Here is a 14,382-nt window from a genome sequence, read left to right on the forward strand (position 1 = left end):
CGCCACCGAGCATATCAGAGGCTGTCCAGCGGCAGCCCGTGGCGTGCCGCGAGGGCACGGGCCTCCAGGTGCCCGTCCGGGGCGACCAGGCGCAGCGGCTTGCCGGCTTCGGCAGCCAGGCGCCGGGCCTCGTCGAGGAGGCGTCGGCCGACCCCGCGGCCGCGGGTGATGCCGCGCACGCAAAGGTGCGACAGCTGCCAGGCGTCGTCGCCGCGCCGCAGCAGGGCGGCACCCAGCAGGCGGTCGTTGAAGCGCCCGGCGATCAGCTCGCCGGCGGCCAGCCCGGCCGCGACCAGCGCCGCGCCGTCGGCATGCGGGGCGAACAGCCAGTCCGGCGCGTCGGCGTAGATCTTCGCCAGGTCCAGGCGATCCTGGGCGCTGGGTTGGGCGAGGGTTTCGACGATCACGGGCATGCGGCTCTCCGCGGCGGGAAGAAAGGAGCGCAGTGTAAGGCCTGGCCCGCCGCCCGTGGGGCGATTCGCGCCGACGGTCGCGGCTGGCAGCGCCAGCCCGGGCCTGCCTATAATGCTGGCCCTCTTATAATTACGTGCAGTGTTAGCTGTGGAGCTGGTGATGGCCGAACGCAAGGCATCCGTCGCGCGCGACACCCTGGAGACCCAGATCAAGGTCTCCATCGACCTGGATGGGACCGGCAAGGCCCGGTTCGATACCGGGGTTCCCTTCCTTGACCACATGATGGACCAGATCGCCCGCCACGGCCTGATCGACCTGGACATCGAGTGCAAGGGCGACCTGCATATCGACGATCACCACACCGTCGAGGACATCGGCATCACCCTCGGCCAGGCCTTCGCCAAGGCCATCGGCGACAAGAAGGGCATCCGCCGCTACGGCCACGCCTACGTGCCCCTCGACGAGGCGCTGTCGCGGGTGGTCATCGACTTCTCCGGGCGGCCCGGCCTGCAGATGCACGTTCCCTTTACCCGTGCCAGCGTCGGCGGCTTCGACGTCGACCTGTTCATGGAATTCTTCCAGGGCTTCGTCAACCACGCCCAGGTGACCCTGCACATCGACAACCTGCGCGGGCACAACACCCACCACCAGATCGAGACCGTGTTCAAGGCCTTCGGCCGCGCGCTGCGCATGGCCATCGAGCTGGACGAGCGGATGGCCGGGCAGATGCCGTCGACCAAAGGGTGCCTGTGATGCAGACGGTAGCCGTGATCGACTACGGCATGGGCAACCTGCACTCGGTGGCCAAGGCCCTTGAGCACGTCGGTGCCGGCCGGGTGCTGGTTAGCAGCGACGCGGCGGTGATCCGCGAGGCCGACCGGGTGGTGTTCCCCGGGGTTGGCGCGATCCGCGACTGCATGGCCGAGATCCGCCGCCTGGGCTTCGACGCCCTGGTCCGCGAGGTCAGCCAGGACCGCCCGTTCCTCGGCATCTGCGTCGGCATGCAGGCATTGCTGGAGCGCAGCGAGGAGAACGACGGGGTCGACTGCATCGGTCTGTTCCCCGGCCAGGTGCGCTTCTTCGGCAAGGACCTGCACGAAGCCGGCGAGCACCTGAAGGTGCCGCACATGGGCTGGAACCAGGTGAGCCAGGCGGTGGAGCACCCGTTGTGGCACGAGATTCCCGACCAGGCGCGCTTCTACTTCGTGCACAGCTATTACATCGAGGCCGGTAACCCGCGCCAGGTGGTGGGGCACGGGCACTACGGCGTCGATTTCGCCGCCGCGCTGGCCGAAGGCTCGCGTTTCGCCGTGCAGTTCCACCCGGAAAAGAGCCATACCCACGGCCTGCAACTGCTGCAGAACTTCGTGGCCTGGGACGGGCGCTGGTAGGTCATGGCCAGGGCGAAGAGCAATACGCCGATCCTCCAGCTGGACGCCGCGCAGACTCAGGACGCGGTACTGGCGATCAAGCGCTTCATGGAGGACCGCTTCGAACTGGAGCTGGGTTCCTTCGAAGCCGAGGAACTGCTCGATTTCTTCGCCCGCGAGTTCGCCCCGTACTTCTACAACAAGGCCATCCTCGACGTGCAGTCGTACCTGAAGGAACGGTTCGAAAGCATCGAGAGCGATGTCTGGGCGCTGGAAAAGAGTTGAGTTTCCGCGCGCCTGTCCACCGAATACAGACTTGAACAGGGTTCACCGATGCTGATCATTCCCGCGATCGACTTGAAAGACGGCGCCTGCGTGCGTCTGCGCCAGGGCCTGATGGAAGACGCCACGGTCTTCTCCGACGATCCGGTGGCGATGGCCGCCAAATGGGTCGATGGCGGTTGCCGCCGCCTGCACCTGGTGGACCTGAACGGCGCTTTCGAAGGCAAGCCGGTCAACGGCGAGGTGGTCACCGCCATCGCCCGTCGCTACCCGGACCTGCCGATCCAGATCGGCGGCGGCATCCGCTCGCTGGAAACCATCGAGCATTACGTTCGCGCCGGCGTCAGCTACGTCATCATCGGCACCAAGGCGGTCAAGCAGCCTGAGTTCGTCGGCGAGGCCTGCCGCGCCTTCCCGGGCAAGGTCATCGTCGGCCTGGATGCCAAGGACGGTTTCGTCGCCACCGACGGCTGGGCCGAGGTCAGCGAAGTCCAGGTGATCGACCTGGCTCGTCGCTTCGAGGCCGACGGGGTGTCCGCCATCGTCTACACGGATATTTCCAAGGACGGCATGATGCAGGGCTGCAACGTCGAGGCTACCGCCGCGCTGGCCAATGCCACGCGGATCCCGGTGATCGCCTCCGGCGGCATCCACAATCTCGGCGACATCCAGAAGCTGCTGGACGCCCGCACCCCGGGGATCATCGGCGCCATCACCGGCCGGGCGATCTACGAAGGCACCCTGGACGTGGCCGAAGCCCAGGCGCTGTGCGACAACTTCAAGGCCTGAGGCGAACCGCATGGCACTGGCAAAACGCATCATCCCCTGCCTCGACGTGGACAACGGCCGAGTGGTCAAGGGCGTCAAGTTCGAGAACATCCGCGACGCCGGCGACCCGGTCGAGATCGCCCGCCGTTACGACGAGCAGGGTGCCGACGAGATCACCTTCCTCGATATCACCGCCAGCGTCGACGGGCGCGACACCACCCTGCATACCGTCGAGCGCATGGCTAGCCAGGTGTTCATTCCGCTGACCGTGGGCGGCGGCGTACGCAGCGTGCAGGACATCCGCAACCTGTTGAATGCCGGCGCGGACAAGGTCTCGATCAACACCGCCGCGGTGTTCAACCCCGAGTTCGTCGGTGAGGCCGCCGACCGCTTCGGCTCGCAGTGCATCGTGGTCGCCATCGACGCGAAGAAGGTTTCCGCCCCGGGCGAGGCGCCGCGCTGGGAAATCTTCACCCATGGCGGGCGCAAGCCCACCGGGCTGGATGCCGTGCTCTGGGCGAAGAAGATGGAAGACCTGGGCGCTGGCGAGATTCTCCTGACCAGCATGGACCAGGACGGCGTGAAGAGCGGTTACGACCTGGGCGTGACCCGCGCCATCAGCGAGGCGGTGAACGTGCCGGTGATCGCTTCCGGCGGCGTCGGCAACCTGGAGCACCTGGCCGCCGGCATCCTCGAGGGCAAGGCCGACGCGGTGCTCGCGGCGAGCATCTTCCACTTCGGCGAGTACACCGTGCCGGAAGCCAAGGCCTACCTGGCCAGCCGCGGTATCGTGGTGCGCTGAGGCGCGTTGCGCCGCAGCGCACAGGGCCGGTGATCGGCTAGCCATTCCTGAGCGCGAGTCGACACTCGCGCGGCTTTCTTTCAGGTACAGTCACGCCCCCCGCATCAGGTGCCGCTAGAGCGCCGATGCCCTGCCATAACGACAAACATTGCGACCGACAGGGAGTCCTCCATGTCCATCTTCCGTCTGGCTCTCGGCTGCGTCGGCAGCCTGGCCCTGCTATGCGCTAGCGCCCTGGCGCGCGCCGAAACCCTGGTCCTGCTGACCGAGAACCTGGTGCCGTTCAACATGGCGGTGAACGGCGGCAACTACGCCAAGGACGATGGCATCAGCGGCATCAGCACCGATACCGTGCGCGCCGCCTGCGAGCGCGCGCAGATCGAGTGCCAGCTGATCCTGCGCTTCCCCTGGGACCGGGTCTACCAGCAGGCGCTGAGCGAGCCCGGCTATGGCGTGTTTTCCACCGCCCGTACGCCGGAGCGCGAGGACAAGTTCAAGTGGGTCGGCCCGCTGGCGGTCAACGACTGGGTACTGATGGCCCGCGGCGACAGCAGCATCCACCTGAACAGCCTGGAAGACGCCGCGCGCTACCGGATCGGCGGCTACAAGAACGACGCCATCAGCCAGCACCTGGTCGACCGCGGCCTGCAGGTGCAACTGGCGCTGCGCGACAACGAGAACGTCGACAAGCTGGCCAGCGGGCAGATCGATCTCTGGGTCACCGCCGATCCGAGCGGGCGCTACGTCGCCCAGCGCGAGGGCCTCAAGGAAGTGAAAGTGGTCCAGCGTTTCCATACCGCCGAGCTGTTCCTGGCGCTGAACAAGGACACCCCGGACGAGCTGGTGCAGAAGTTGCAAACGGCGGTCGACGCGCTGCGCAGCGAAGGCTTGTTGAAGCAGATCCGCGAGCGCTACTGACGCCTCGCCGGCGATGCTGGCAAAAGGCTGGCCTGGCGGCGCGGCGCTGGTTATTCTGCCTCGCTCCAGGCCCCTGACAGGATGACAACAATGCAAAGAAGCCTGCTCTTCGCGCTGCTCGCAACCCTGCTGCTGGTCGGCGGCGCGCGCGCCGAAACCGATCCCGACTACAGCATGGTCCTGCTCACGGAGAACTTCCCGCCGTACAACATGGCGATCAACGGCAAGAACTTCGCCCAGGAAGACAACATCGACGGCATCGCCGTGGATATCGTCCGCGAGATGTTCAAGCGCGCCGGCATCAAGTACAGCCTGACCCTGCGTTTCCCCTGGGACCGCATCTACAAGCTGGCGCTGGAGAAGCCCGGCTACGGGGTGTTCGTCACCGCCCGCCTGGCCGAGCGCGAGGGCAAGTTCAAGTGGGTCGGTCCGATCGGCCCGGACGACTGGGTGCTGCTGGCCAAGGGCGACAGCCCGATCACCCTGGGCAGCCTGGACGAGGCGAAGAAATACCGGATCGGCGCCTACAAGGGCGATGCCATCGCCGAGTTCCTCGGCAAGAACGGTTTCGAGGCCGACCTGGCGCTACGCGACCAGGAAAACGCGCAGAAGCTGGTCAAGGGCCAGATCGACCTCTGGGCCAGCGGCGATCCCGCCGGGCGCTACCTGGCCAAGCAGGAAGGCGTGACCGGCCTGAAGACGGTGCTGCGCTTCAACAGCGACCAGCTGTACCTGGCGCTCAACCGCGAGACTCCCGACGAAGTGGTGCAGAAGCTCCAGGCAGCCCTGGACGGCATGCGCAAGGAAGGCTTCGTCGAGGACATCCTCAACAGCTATCTCTGATTCGCTCCGTCCGGCCAACAGGGGGCCGGGCGGGGAAACGCCTTTGCCGGCCCCGCCGGCAATGCCATGGAAGGCCGACGAGCCAGGTATTTCGTCCTGACGCAGGGATGCCGCTAGCCAATAACGATAACCAAGCGAGCGGTGTGACCATGCTGAAAGTCCTGATCCAGACCCTGATCCTGGGGGTGTTGCTGGGGGCCTCCGCGGCCCGTGCCGAATTGCCCGCCGACTACAAGGTGGTGCTGCTGACCGAGAACTTCCCGCCCTTCAACATGGCGGTGGACGACAAGAACTTCGCCCGCGACGATGGCATCGACGGCATCAGTGCCGACATCGTCCGGGAGATGTTCAGGCGCGCCGGCATCGGCTATTCCCTGAGCCTGCGCTTCCCCTGGGACCGCCTGTACCGGTTGACCCTGGACAAGCCCGGCTACGGGCTGTTCTCCATGACCTACACCCCCGAGCGGGTGCCGCAGTTCAAATGGGTCGGCCCGCTGGCCGACACCAGTTGGGTGTTGCTGGCGCCGGCCGGCAGCAAGATCGCCGTGAAGAATCTCAAGGACGCCGCCCGCTACAAGCTCGGCGCCTACAAGAACGACGCGGTCAGCCAGCACCTGGAGGCCCAGGGCATCCCGGTGATCAACGCCCTGCGCGACCAGGAAAACGTGAAGAAGCTTACCGGCGGGCAGATCGACCTGTGGGCCACCACCGATCCGGTCGGTCGCTACCTGGCCAAGCAGGAAGGCGTGTCCGGCCTGCAGACGGTGCTGCGTTTCAACGAGGCCAAGCTCTACCTGGCGTTGAACAAGGACACTCCGGACGAGGTGGTGGAGCGCCTGCAAAAGGCCCTGGAGCAGATGCGCCAGGAAGGCTTCGTCGACGAAGCCGTCGCCAACTACCTCTGACTGGCGGGCGCCCCTCCGCCGGCGCGGCGAGGGGGCTCAGTCTAGGTCGTAGGCCTGGACGCCGAGGTCGCGGCTGTCGTACCAGTTGCCGCGGGCCCAGAACACCCGGTCGTGCGCCTCGTCGAAGCCGAGCACGCCGAGGTAGCCGGCGATGTCCAGGCGGCGCCAGGATGAGCCCCAGTCGTCCGAGTAGTACACCGCGTTGGCGGAGACGCTCGCCGGCTCTTCGTCGGGATACAGCCACAGCGGCACTTCGTAGTGGCTCATGGTGTTGGCCAGCAGCACATTCCTGCCCATGTAGAACCCGCGCAGCCCGGAACTGGACGGCAGGGGCCAGAACGGGCTGGGCAGCTTGCCGGTGATCTTCCATTCGAGCGCGTCGCGATCGAGCTCGGCGATCAGCGAGCGCGATTCGTCGGGGTGGTCGAGCACTGCGATCACCCGACCGTCCATGTTCTGTTCCAGGCGCTCGACGGCCACGCCGTCGGTGCGCCGGATCGCGCCCATCTGCCAGCGTCCGCCCTCGCGGCGCAGTTCGGCCTGGGTGGTGACCAATATCGAGCTGGTCAGGTAGCGCCCCTCGGGTGGGCCATAGCGGAAGGTCTGGCTTACCCAGATCGCGGCGCGCTCCGCGTCCAGTTGGGCGACGTGTGCCTTGATCTGCCCGTGCTTGCCGTTGTAGTCGCCCCAGCTGACGCCGTTCGGCGCCAACTCGCGGGCGTAGGCGAGGTCGACCAGCAGCGGCGCGGAGGTGGCGATCGACTCGACACTGGCGCCGCGGTCGGGCGAATAGAACAGCCCGCTCGGCTGGCCGGGTTCCTGGCCGCCATCGGCACCGCCGTATTCGAAATCACCCCAGACCCAGACTTCGTCCTTGCCGTGGAAGCGCGGTGCGAGAGCCCAGCCCAGTCGATTCGCCTCGGCCATGAAGCCTTCCTCGAGCCGCCGCCAGCTCTTGCCCTGGTCGTCGCTGCGCAGCACCACTGTCTGCTCGCGCTGACCGTTGTCCTTGCCCGGGCGCCGCAGGCCGGTGAGCAGGAAGACGCTGGAACCGTCCGGCGTGACTTCCAGGCAGGCGGTCTCGCCGAGCCGCGCCACTTCGTGGAACACGCCGTCCGCGCCCAGGCGCGAGACATAGGTGGTTTCCGGATCGCCGCCGGATAGCAGCATGCCGTTGAGGAAGTTGAAGAGGTGGGGTTCGGACTCTTTTTCCCTGGGCTGGGCGGCCGCCACCAGGTCCAGGTCGATGACGCCCTCGGGCAGAGCCTGCTCGTCGCGGCCGACCTCGCGCCGGCCTACCAGCCAGGTGCCGGCGGGCGTCGCCCGCACGCCGGTGCAGAATTGCTCCATGGCGCGCTGGTCGATGTTCTCGACCTTGCCGACGGTGCTCTCGCCGGGGCTGGCGCCGCCTATCTCGAACTTGGCGCTGGTGAGGATCCAGATGAAACCGAGGGGAATCGCGCCTGCGACCAGCAGGGCGGCGGCGAGCAGGGGCATGGGAGGGGAAGGGCGGGCCATCGGTGCGTCCGTGCAGGAATGACGAGGACGTCACCTTAACCGCTGCCGCGACGCCGGTAAACCCGGCTTCAGTGCGGCGCCTGGCGTGGGTTGACGTTGCGGTTGCCGCGCTCGCCGATGAGCATCTGCGGCGGTACCAGCTCGATGCCCTGGGCGCGCAGCTTCGGCAGCTCCCGCGCCAGCACGTCGAGGGTGGCCTTGTGCGGGTGGCCGATGAGCAACGCCGAACCCTGCTTGCGGGCCAGGGCGACGCCGGCCTGCAGTTGTGCGGAGACCGCTTCCGGTGTGGCTTCGTTGTCGAGGAACACATCGCGCGAGACGCTCGCCAGGCCGATCCGCTGCGCCTCGCTGGCGGCCACGGTGGCGGCGCTGGTGCGGCTGTCGACCAGGTACAGGCCGCGACGCTGGAGTTCCTCGGCGAGCCAGGCCATCGCCGGGCGCACCGCGGTCATGCGGCTGCCCTCGTGGTTGTTCAGGCCTTGCACGAACGGCACCTTGGCCAGCGCCGCGTCCAGCCGCCGCGCACGCTCTTCCTGGGTCAGCTCCGGCCGCCAGGCGTAGGGACCGCCGGCCGGGTCCATCGGCATGTGCAGGATCACCGTGCGCCCGCGCTGGTGCGCCTCGCGGGCCAGTTCGGCGGCATGCGGGGTTTCCGGGATGATCGCCAGGGTTACGCCGGGGGGCAGGTCGAGAACCCGGCGGTCGCGTGCCAGGTTCTGCCCGAGGTCATCGATGACCACGGTCAGCAGCGGCGGGCGCTGGTAGGGGACGGGGTCCTGGCGGGCCTGGGCCTGGTTGAACAGCAGGCACAGGCCCAGCAGGGCAACGCGGAACGCCGACATCAGTTGCCGCGGGTGACGCTCAGGCCTTTCAGCAGGCTAAGGGCCTGGCTGAGCTGGTAGTCGGAATCCTGCGGGCGCTCGCTCGGCGCGGCACGCTTGCCGGTGGGGCGGTCGGCGCCGCCGTTGCCGTTGGCCAGGTGGCCCTGCAGGTCGGCTTCCTTGAAGCCCTCGAAGCTGCTCCGCTCCTGGGTCACCTTGGCGCGTCCGACCTCGATGTCCGGAACGATGCCCTGGGCCTGGATGGAGCGCCCGTTGGGGGTGTAGTAGAGCGCGGTGGTGAGCTTCAGGGCGCGGTCGTTGTTCAGCGGCAGCACGGTCTGCACCGAGCCCTTGCCGAAGCTGTCGGTGCCCATCAGGATCGCGCGCTTCTGGTCCTGCAGGGCACCGGCGACGATTTCCGCCGCCGAGGCGCTGCCACCGTTGATCAGCACCACCAGCGGAACCTTGTCGCTGGGATCGGCCGGGTCGGCGCTGAAGCGCAGCTCGGAGTTGGCGATGCGGCCCTTGGTGTAGACGATCAGGCCCTTGGTGAGGAAGGCGTCGGCTACCTCGACGGCGGACTGCAGCACGCCGCCGGGGTTGTTGCGCAGGTCCAGGACCAGGCCCTTGAGACGGCCCTTGTTGTCCTTGCGCAGCTGGTTCAGCGCCTTGACCACTTCCTCGCCGGTGTTGACCTGGAACTGGGTGATGCGCAGGTAGGCGTAGCCGGGTTCGAGGACCTGGCTCTTGACACTCTTGACCTTGATGATGGCGCGCTTGAGTTCGACGTCGAACGGTCTGCCGCCATCGCGGACGATGGTCAGGGTGATCGGGGAGCCGGCCTTGCCGCGCATGCTGTCGACCGCTTCGGTCATCGACTGGCCCTTGGTCGGCTTGCCGTCGATCTGCACGATCAGGTCGCCGGGCTGGATGCCGGCGCGGGCCGCGGGGGTGTCGTCGATCGGCGAGACCACCTTGATGAAGCCGTCTTCGCTGCCGACCTCGATGCCCAGGCCGCCGAACTCGCCGCTGGTGCTTTCCTGCAGCTCGGCGAAGTCCTCCGGGCCGAGGTAGGCGGAGTGCGGGTCGAGGTTGCTGAGCATGCCCTTGATGGCGTTCTCCAGCAGGGTCTTGTCGTCCACTGGCTCGACATAGGCGGCCTTCACCCGGTCGAGAACCTCGGCGAAGGTACGCAGCTCGTCGAGGGGCAGCGGGGCACTGCTACCGTTGGCCAGTGGCGCGGCGTCGGCCGGGGCGTCGGCAGCCTGGGCCGCGCCCGCGCCGAGCAGCAGGGCCAGCGCCAGGGTGGTGGGACGGAAGCAATGCAGCATGTTCAGCTCCTAATCACGAGTTCGGCGCCTATCCCTGTGCGCGGCACCAGGTAGTAGGGTCCGCCGGGCGGCCCTGATGGCGAATGGCGAAGTACACGGCCGGGCTACTCTGGCCGCCGCTGGTTCCAACGGTGGCGATCGGGTCTCCGGCCTTCACGGTGTCGCCGGCGTCTTTCAGCAGGCTTTGATTATGGCCATAAAGGCTGAGGTAGCCGCCACCGTGGTCGAGGATGACCAACAGGCCGGCTCCGCGCAACCAGTCGGCGAATACCACGCGTCCGCCGTGCACCGCGCGGACGGTGCTGCCGGCGCTCGCCGAAATCAGTACGCCGTCCCATTTCGCCCGCGGATCGTCGCCGCGCTGGCTGCCGAAGCGCGCCACGACGCGGCCATTCACCGGCCACGGCAGCTTGCCGCGGGCCGAGCCGAACGCGCCGCCGTAGACCGCGCCAGTGCTTGAGACCAGCGGGCCCGGCGCAGGTTCGCGCGGCGGGCTGGTGACTCGTCCGGGGGCGGCCTGCTGCTGGCGCGCACGCTCGCGTTCGGCGGCCAGCGCGCGCTGGCGCTCGCGCTCCGCCGCGGCGGCGGCTTCGCGGGCCTGGCGGGCCAGGGTTTCCTCGATGGTCCGCAGTACCTTGGCCAGCTCGGCCTGGTCCTGTTGGCGGGACTTGAGCTTCTGGTCGCGTTCGCGGTAGTCGCTGTTCAGCTTGGCCAGGGCTTGCTGGCGCTCCTTGCGGGTCGCTGCCAGCGCCTCGCGGCGGCTGTCCAGCTCGCCTTGCTTGCTCAGTTGTTCGGCTTTCTGCGCAGAGATGTCCTGCTCGACGTTGGCCAGCTGGCGGAGGGTTTCGTTGAAGCTGGCGAGCTGTTCGAGACGGGCTTTGTTGATGTAGTCGTAGTAGGTGAGGGTGCGGCTGAATTTTTCCGGGTGTTCCTGGTTCAGCAGCAGCTTCAGGTATTCCTCGCGTCCACTCTGGTAGGCCGCGCGGGCCTGGATGGCGAGGAGGCGCTGCTGCTCAATGCGCGCGTCCTGGAGTTTTTTTTTCTCCCCATCCAGCCGTTTCAGCTCGGCTTCGCTCTTGTCCAGCTCGTCCTGCAGGGCCTTGATCTGTTTTTCCAGGTCGCCCATCTCGGTCTCGGTGGACTTCAGCTGCTTCTGCACGCCGCTCTTTTCCTGCTGGATGCCGTCCAGCAGCTTCTTCAGCTCGCCGATGTCCTTCTGCGTCTGTTCCAGCTGGCGTTGGGTGTCGGCGCGCTCGTCGGCGAAGGCCGGAGCGAGACAGGCGAGGGATAGCAGGAGAGGAAGGAGGCGGAGCATGGGGTGGCGGGCACCTGGGAATTGGACCGGCCTAGTATGCCCGTGGCCGCCGTTAAAAAAAACGCCCCGCACCGCGCGCTGTGGGGCGCTTCCACGTATTTCAGCCGGATGGCAGCGGCGGATGTCGTCGACGACGAAGGCCACGGGCATCAGGCGGGTCTGTAGAGCGGGTAGGTGAACAGCAGCAGATGCGTCAGGTTCAGCCCGAAGTGGAACAGCGTCGCCACCCACAGGCGGCCGCTCCACAGCCAGGCCAACCCGTAGATCAGCCCGGCGAGGCCGGCGAACAGCATCAGCAGCGGGCCGCCGGCGAAGTGCGCCAGGCCGAACAGCGCCGAGGCCAGCGCCAGGGCGGGCCAGGGGCCCAGCCATTGGCCCAGGCGTTGCTGCAGGTAGCCGCGGAACAGCGCTTCCTCGGCAAGGGAAACGAAGAACAGGTTGGCCAGGACGAACTGCCAGAGCCAGGCCGGCGCGTGGAGTTCCGGCCGCAGCAGGCCGACGCCGACAGCCAGTAGAAGCAGCGCCGGCACCGCCGCCACGAGCAGCAGCCAGTGCCAGGGGCGGCCGGGAGCTCGGGCTTCGTCGCGGAACAGGCTCGGCAGGCAGGCCAGTAGCAGGAACGGCACCAGTGCCTTGTCGAAGTTGAAGTACATGGTGAACGGCAGGCTCTGCGGGCCGACCACCGCCTTGTCCAGGACCCTGGGGTTGGCGAAGCCGGGTAGCAGGTGCAGGAACAGGCCCACCGCGCCGGCGACCAGCAGCAGCTCCAGGCCCAGGGCCCAGGCGCGGCGTGCCGCCAGGCGCCGGCGTAACAGGGCGAGGACGCCCAGTGCAGCCAGGGCGGCGACCGCAGGCGGAGCGAGAACCCCGTCGTAGAAGGCGAGGCAGCAGGTCGCGAGCAGCAAGACGAGGGCCAGCAGGCGCTGGAAGGACAGGGCGAGGAGCGAGGTGGCGAGGAGGAACCACATCGGCGGAAATCCTTGTAGGGCAGATGGAAAAGACAGCGCGGGCAAGGCTAGCACGGGCCTCGGCGACGTAGCGGGACGCAGGGGGGGAGACGCGGAAAATGAAAACCGCGGCACACGTCTCGACGCCGCGTGGCCAGGCCTGTCGGCCGATCGGCAGCGTTAAAGCGGGGAAGGTGGCGTCGTGGAAACAGGGCGCGGCGCCCGGCCCGCTACGGCGGATAACGTCGCAGGCGTTATCCGTCGATGGCATGCAGAAGCGGCGGATAACCGCGACGCGGTTATCCGCCCTGCGCGGGAGTTCGTCGTTCGCGGATCAGCCGAGGGTGACGATGCTGCGACCGGTCATTTCCGCCGGCTGCTCCAGCCCCATGAGGGTCAGCATGGTCGGCGCCACGTCGGCCAGCACGCCGCCTTCGCGGATGCTCAGCTTGCGCTTGCCGACGTAGACGAAGGGCACCGGTTCGCAGGTGTGCGCGGTGTGCGCCTGGCCGGTGGACTCGTCTTCCATCTGCTCGACATTGCCGTGGTCGGCGGTGATCAGGGCTTCGCCGCCGACCTTGTCCAGCGCCTCGACGATACGGCCCATGCAGGTGTCCAGGCACTCCACGGCCTTGACCGCGGCCTCGAACACCCCGGTGTGGCCGACCATGTCGCCGTTGGCGTAGTTGACCACGATCACGTCGTAGCGCTGTTGCTCGATGGCCTCGACGATACGGTCGGTGACTTCCGGCGCGCTCATCTCGGGTTGCAGGTCGTAGGTGGCGACCTTCGGCGAGGGGATCAGGATGCGCTCCTCGCCCTCGTAGGGTTCCTCGCGGCCGCCGGAGAAGAAGAAGGTCACATGGGCGTACTTCTCGGTCTCGGCGATGCGCAGCTGGGTCTTGCCATGCTTGGCCAGGTACTCGCCGAGGACGTTGGTCAGCGGCTCCGGCGGGAAGGCGCAGGGCGCCGGGATGCTCGCCGCGTACTGGGTCAGCATGACGAAACCTGCCAGCTGCGGGGCTCGTTCGCGGGGGAACTCATTGAATGCCGGCTCGACGAAGGCGCGGCTCAGCTCGCGGGCGCGGTCGGCGCGGAAGTTCATGAAGATCACCGCGTCGCCATCCTCGACCCGCACCGCTTCGGCGCCGGCCGGGACCACCGCGGTGGCCTTGACGAATTCGTCGCTCTCGCCGCGGGCGTAGGCGGCCTCGAGGGCTGCCACCGAGGAGTCGGCGGTGAACTCGGCCTTGCCGTCGACGATCAGTTCATAGGCGGCCTGGACGCGGTCCCAGCGGTTGTCGCGGTCCATCGCGAAATAGCGGCCGATGATCGAGGCGATGCGGCCCTTGCCGAGCCCGGCGAAGGTGGCGTCGAGACGCTCCAGCGACGGTTGCGCGCTTTTCGGCGGGGTATCGCGGCCATCCAGGAAGGCATGCAGGTAGATCTTGCCGGCGCCGCGCCTGGCGGCCATCTGCGCCATTGCCACCAGGTGGTCTTCATGGCTGTGTACGCCGCCCGGGGAGAGCAGGCCGAGGATGTGCACCGCCTTGTCGGCGGCGACGGCCTTGTCGACCGCCGCGGCGATCACCGGGTTTTCGAAGAATTCGCCGTCGCGGATGGCCTTGGTGACGCGGGTGAAGTCCTGGTACACCACGCGGCCTGCGCCGAGGTTCATGTGGCCGACCTCGGAATTGCCCATCTGGCCGTCGGGCAGGCCGACGTCCATGCCGGAGCCGGAGATCAGGCCGTGCGGCTGGGTTGCCAGGAGGCGATCCCAGACCGGCTTCTTCGCGGCGTAGATGGCGTTGTAGTCAGGGCTTTCGCTGTGGCCGAAGCCGTCCAGGATGATCAGGACCAGGGGTTTGGGCGTGGCAGTCATATGTCCGGCTCTATTTCCGCGGGGTTCAGAAACTGACCAAATTTAGTGGGAACATTGTCGTTCAAGACGTAGGAAGAGGCTGATTGATTAAACCGATGACGCCGATCCGCAACCGAATGCCGCTATCCTCGCTCCCTCTGTCCCGCCCGAACCGTGCCCGGGCCGGAACTGGCCAGCTTCACAGAAAAGGACCGGCATTCTAACCGTGAAGTTTCCCGCGACGCCATTTCCTGGAGCCGAGCGGGGCGCCGCCCGGCGGGTTCCCC

The 14,382-nt window shown here is 67.5% G+C and carries 15 protein-coding genes; 8 read left to right on the forward strand and 7 right to left on the reverse strand.

Annotated features, from left to right (window positions below):
• Positions 1–14 precede the first annotated feature (14 nt).
• On the reverse strand, positions 15–413 hold the full coding sequence (locus FHW81_RS09210; RefSeq protein ID WP_003112623.1) for an acetyl-CoA sensor PanZ family protein: 399 nt from the start codon (positions 411–413) through the stop codon (positions 15–17).
• A 160-nt stretch (positions 414–573) separates the two neighbouring features.
• Between FHW81_RS09210 and hisB the strand changes: the two genes are divergently transcribed.
• The 8 genes from hisB to FHW81_RS09250 all read left to right on the forward strand — a co-directional run bounded on the left by hisB (position 574) and on the right by FHW81_RS09250 (position 6,302).
• On the forward strand, positions 574–1,167 hold the full coding sequence (gene hisB, locus FHW81_RS09215; protein WP_003096088.1) for an imidazoleglycerol-phosphate dehydratase HisB: 594 nt from the start codon (positions 574–576) through the stop codon (positions 1,165–1,167).
• On the forward strand, positions 1,167–1,805 hold the full coding sequence (gene hisH, locus FHW81_RS09220; RefSeq protein WP_003096087.1) for an imidazole glycerol phosphate synthase subunit HisH: 639 nt from the start codon (positions 1,167–1,169) through the stop codon (positions 1,803–1,805). The genes hisB and hisH overlap by 1 nt, the downstream gene beginning before the upstream one ends.
• Positions 1,806–1,808: 3 nt before the next feature.
• Positions 1,809–2,069 carry a DUF2164 domain-containing protein gene (locus FHW81_RS09225; protein ID WP_003112624.1) on the forward strand — a complete coding sequence of 87 codons (261 nt, stop codon included), beginning with the start codon at positions 1,809–1,811 and terminating at the stop codon, positions 2,067–2,069.
• Positions 2,070–2,117: 48 nt separating this feature from the next.
• Positions 2,118–2,855, forward strand: coding sequence for a 1-(5-phosphoribosyl)-5-[(5-phosphoribosylamino)methylideneamino]imidazole-4-carboxamide isomerase (gene hisA, locus FHW81_RS09230; protein WP_003106336.1), 738 nt, complete (start codon positions 2,118–2,120; stop codon positions 2,853–2,855).
• Between the two features lie 10 nt (positions 2,856–2,865).
• Positions 2,866–3,636, forward strand: coding sequence for an imidazole glycerol phosphate synthase subunit HisF (hisF, locus tag FHW81_RS09235; protein ID WP_003106334.1), 771 nt, complete (start codon positions 2,866–2,868; stop codon positions 3,634–3,636).
• A gap of 171 nt (positions 3,637–3,807) precedes the next feature.
• Positions 3,808–4,554 (forward strand): substrate-binding periplasmic protein, encoded by a 747-nt coding sequence (locus FHW81_RS09240; RefSeq protein ID WP_003106332.1) that lies wholly within the window; start codon positions 3,808–3,810, stop codon positions 4,552–4,554.
• 90 nt (positions 4,555–4,644) lie between these two features.
• The gene (locus FHW81_RS09245) at positions 4,645–5,397 is read left to right on the forward strand and encodes a substrate-binding periplasmic protein (RefSeq protein ID WP_033867839.1); all 753 of its coding nucleotides are present in this window, start codon (positions 4,645–4,647) and stop codon (positions 5,395–5,397) included.
• Between the two features lie 149 nt (positions 5,398–5,546).
• Positions 5,547–6,302: a substrate-binding periplasmic protein gene (locus FHW81_RS09250; RefSeq protein WP_003096075.1), complete on the forward strand. Its 756-nt coding sequence runs from the start codon at positions 5,547–5,549 to the stop codon at positions 6,300–6,302.
• A 36-nt stretch (positions 6,303–6,338) separates the two neighbouring features.
• Here FHW81_RS09250 and FHW81_RS09255 read toward each other — a convergent pair whose 3' ends face one another.
• The 6 genes from FHW81_RS09255 to gpmM all read right to left on the reverse strand — a co-directional run bounded on the left by FHW81_RS09255 (position 6,339) and on the right by gpmM (position 14,116).
• Positions 6,339–7,820: a hypothetical protein gene (locus tag FHW81_RS09255; RefSeq protein ID WP_034082160.1), complete on the reverse strand. Its 1,482-nt coding sequence runs from the start codon at positions 7,818–7,820 to the stop codon at positions 6,339–6,341.
• 68 nt (positions 7,821–7,888) lie between these two features.
• Positions 7,889–8,662: a divergent polysaccharide deacetylase family protein gene (locus FHW81_RS09260; RefSeq protein WP_003096069.1), complete on the reverse strand. Its 774-nt coding sequence runs from the start codon at positions 8,660–8,662 to the stop codon at positions 7,889–7,891.
• On the reverse strand, positions 8,662–9,972 hold the full coding sequence (gene cptA, locus FHW81_RS09265; RefSeq protein WP_003096067.1) for a proteolytic complex protein CptA: 1,311 nt from the start codon (positions 9,970–9,972) through the stop codon (positions 8,662–8,664). Before cptA ends, FHW81_RS09260 begins: the two co-directional genes overlap by 1 nt.
• A gap of 28 nt (positions 9,973–10,000) precedes the next feature.
• Positions 10,001–11,287 (reverse strand): murein hydrolase activator EnvC family protein, encoded by a 1,287-nt coding sequence (locus FHW81_RS09270; protein WP_003123645.1) that lies wholly within the window; start codon positions 11,285–11,287, stop codon positions 10,001–10,003.
• A 149-nt stretch (positions 11,288–11,436) separates the two neighbouring features.
• Positions 11,437–12,255, reverse strand: coding sequence for a CPBP family intramembrane glutamic endopeptidase (locus tag FHW81_RS09275; protein WP_016254004.1), 819 nt, complete (start codon positions 12,253–12,255; stop codon positions 11,437–11,439).
• Positions 12,256–12,568: 313 nt separating this feature from the next.
• Complete coding sequence (gpmM, locus tag FHW81_RS09280; RefSeq protein ID WP_010793679.1) at positions 12,569–14,116, reverse strand: 2,3-bisphosphoglycerate-independent phosphoglycerate mutase; 1,548 nt, start codon at positions 14,114–14,116, stop codon at positions 12,569–12,571.
• Positions 14,117–14,382 lie beyond the last annotated feature (266 nt).

Source organism: Pseudomonas sp. RC10-4-2, assembly GCF_050433085.1.
Taxonomy (GTDB): domain Bacteria; phylum Pseudomonadota; class Gammaproteobacteria; order Pseudomonadales; family Pseudomonadaceae; genus Pseudomonas; species Pseudomonas aeruginosa.

Coding starts and splice junctions, on each gene's coding strand:
- FHW81_RS09210 (WP_003112623.1), bottom strand. CDS start 413: ATGCCCGTGATCGTCGAAACCCTCGCCCAACCCAGCGCCCAGGATCGC.
- hisB (WP_003096088.1), top strand. CDS start 574: ATGGCCGAACGCAAGGCATCCGTCGCGCGCGACACCCTGGAGACCCAG.
- hisH (WP_003096087.1), top strand. CDS start 1,167: ATGCAGACGGTAGCCGTGATCGACTACGGCATGGGCAACCTGCACTCG.
- FHW81_RS09225 (WP_003112624.1), top strand. CDS start 1,809: ATGGCCAGGGCGAAGAGCAATACGCCGATCCTCCAGCTGGACGCCGCG.
- hisA (WP_003106336.1), top strand. CDS start 2,118: ATGCTGATCATTCCCGCGATCGACTTGAAAGACGGCGCCTGCGTGCGT.
- hisF (WP_003106334.1), top strand. CDS start 2,866: ATGGCACTGGCAAAACGCATCATCCCCTGCCTCGACGTGGACAACGGC.
- FHW81_RS09240 (WP_003106332.1), top strand. CDS start 3,808: ATGTCCATCTTCCGTCTGGCTCTCGGCTGCGTCGGCAGCCTGGCCCTG.
- FHW81_RS09245 (WP_033867839.1), top strand. CDS start 4,645: ATGCAAAGAAGCCTGCTCTTCGCGCTGCTCGCAACCCTGCTGCTGGTC.
- FHW81_RS09250 (WP_003096075.1), top strand. CDS start 5,547: ATGCTGAAAGTCCTGATCCAGACCCTGATCCTGGGGGTGTTGCTGGGG.
- FHW81_RS09255 (WP_034082160.1), bottom strand. CDS start 7,820: ATGGCCCGCCCTTCCCCTCCCATGCCCCTGCTCGCCGCCGCCCTGCTG.
- FHW81_RS09260 (WP_003096069.1), bottom strand. CDS start 8,662: ATGTCGGCGTTCCGCGTTGCCCTGCTGGGCCTGTGCCTGCTGTTCAAC.
- cptA (WP_003096067.1), bottom strand. CDS start 9,972: ATGCTGCATTGCTTCCGTCCCACCACCCTGGCGCTGGCCCTGCTGCTC.
- FHW81_RS09270 (WP_003123645.1), bottom strand. CDS start 11,287: ATGCTCCGCCTCCTTCCTCTCCTGCTATCCCTCGCCTGTCTCGCTCCG.
- FHW81_RS09275 (WP_016254004.1), bottom strand. CDS start 12,255: ATGTGGTTCCTCCTCGCCACCTCGCTCCTCGCCCTGTCCTTCCAGCGC.
- gpmM (WP_010793679.1), bottom strand. CDS start 14,116: ATGACTGCCACGCCCAAACCCCTGGTCCTGATCATCCTGGACGGCTTC.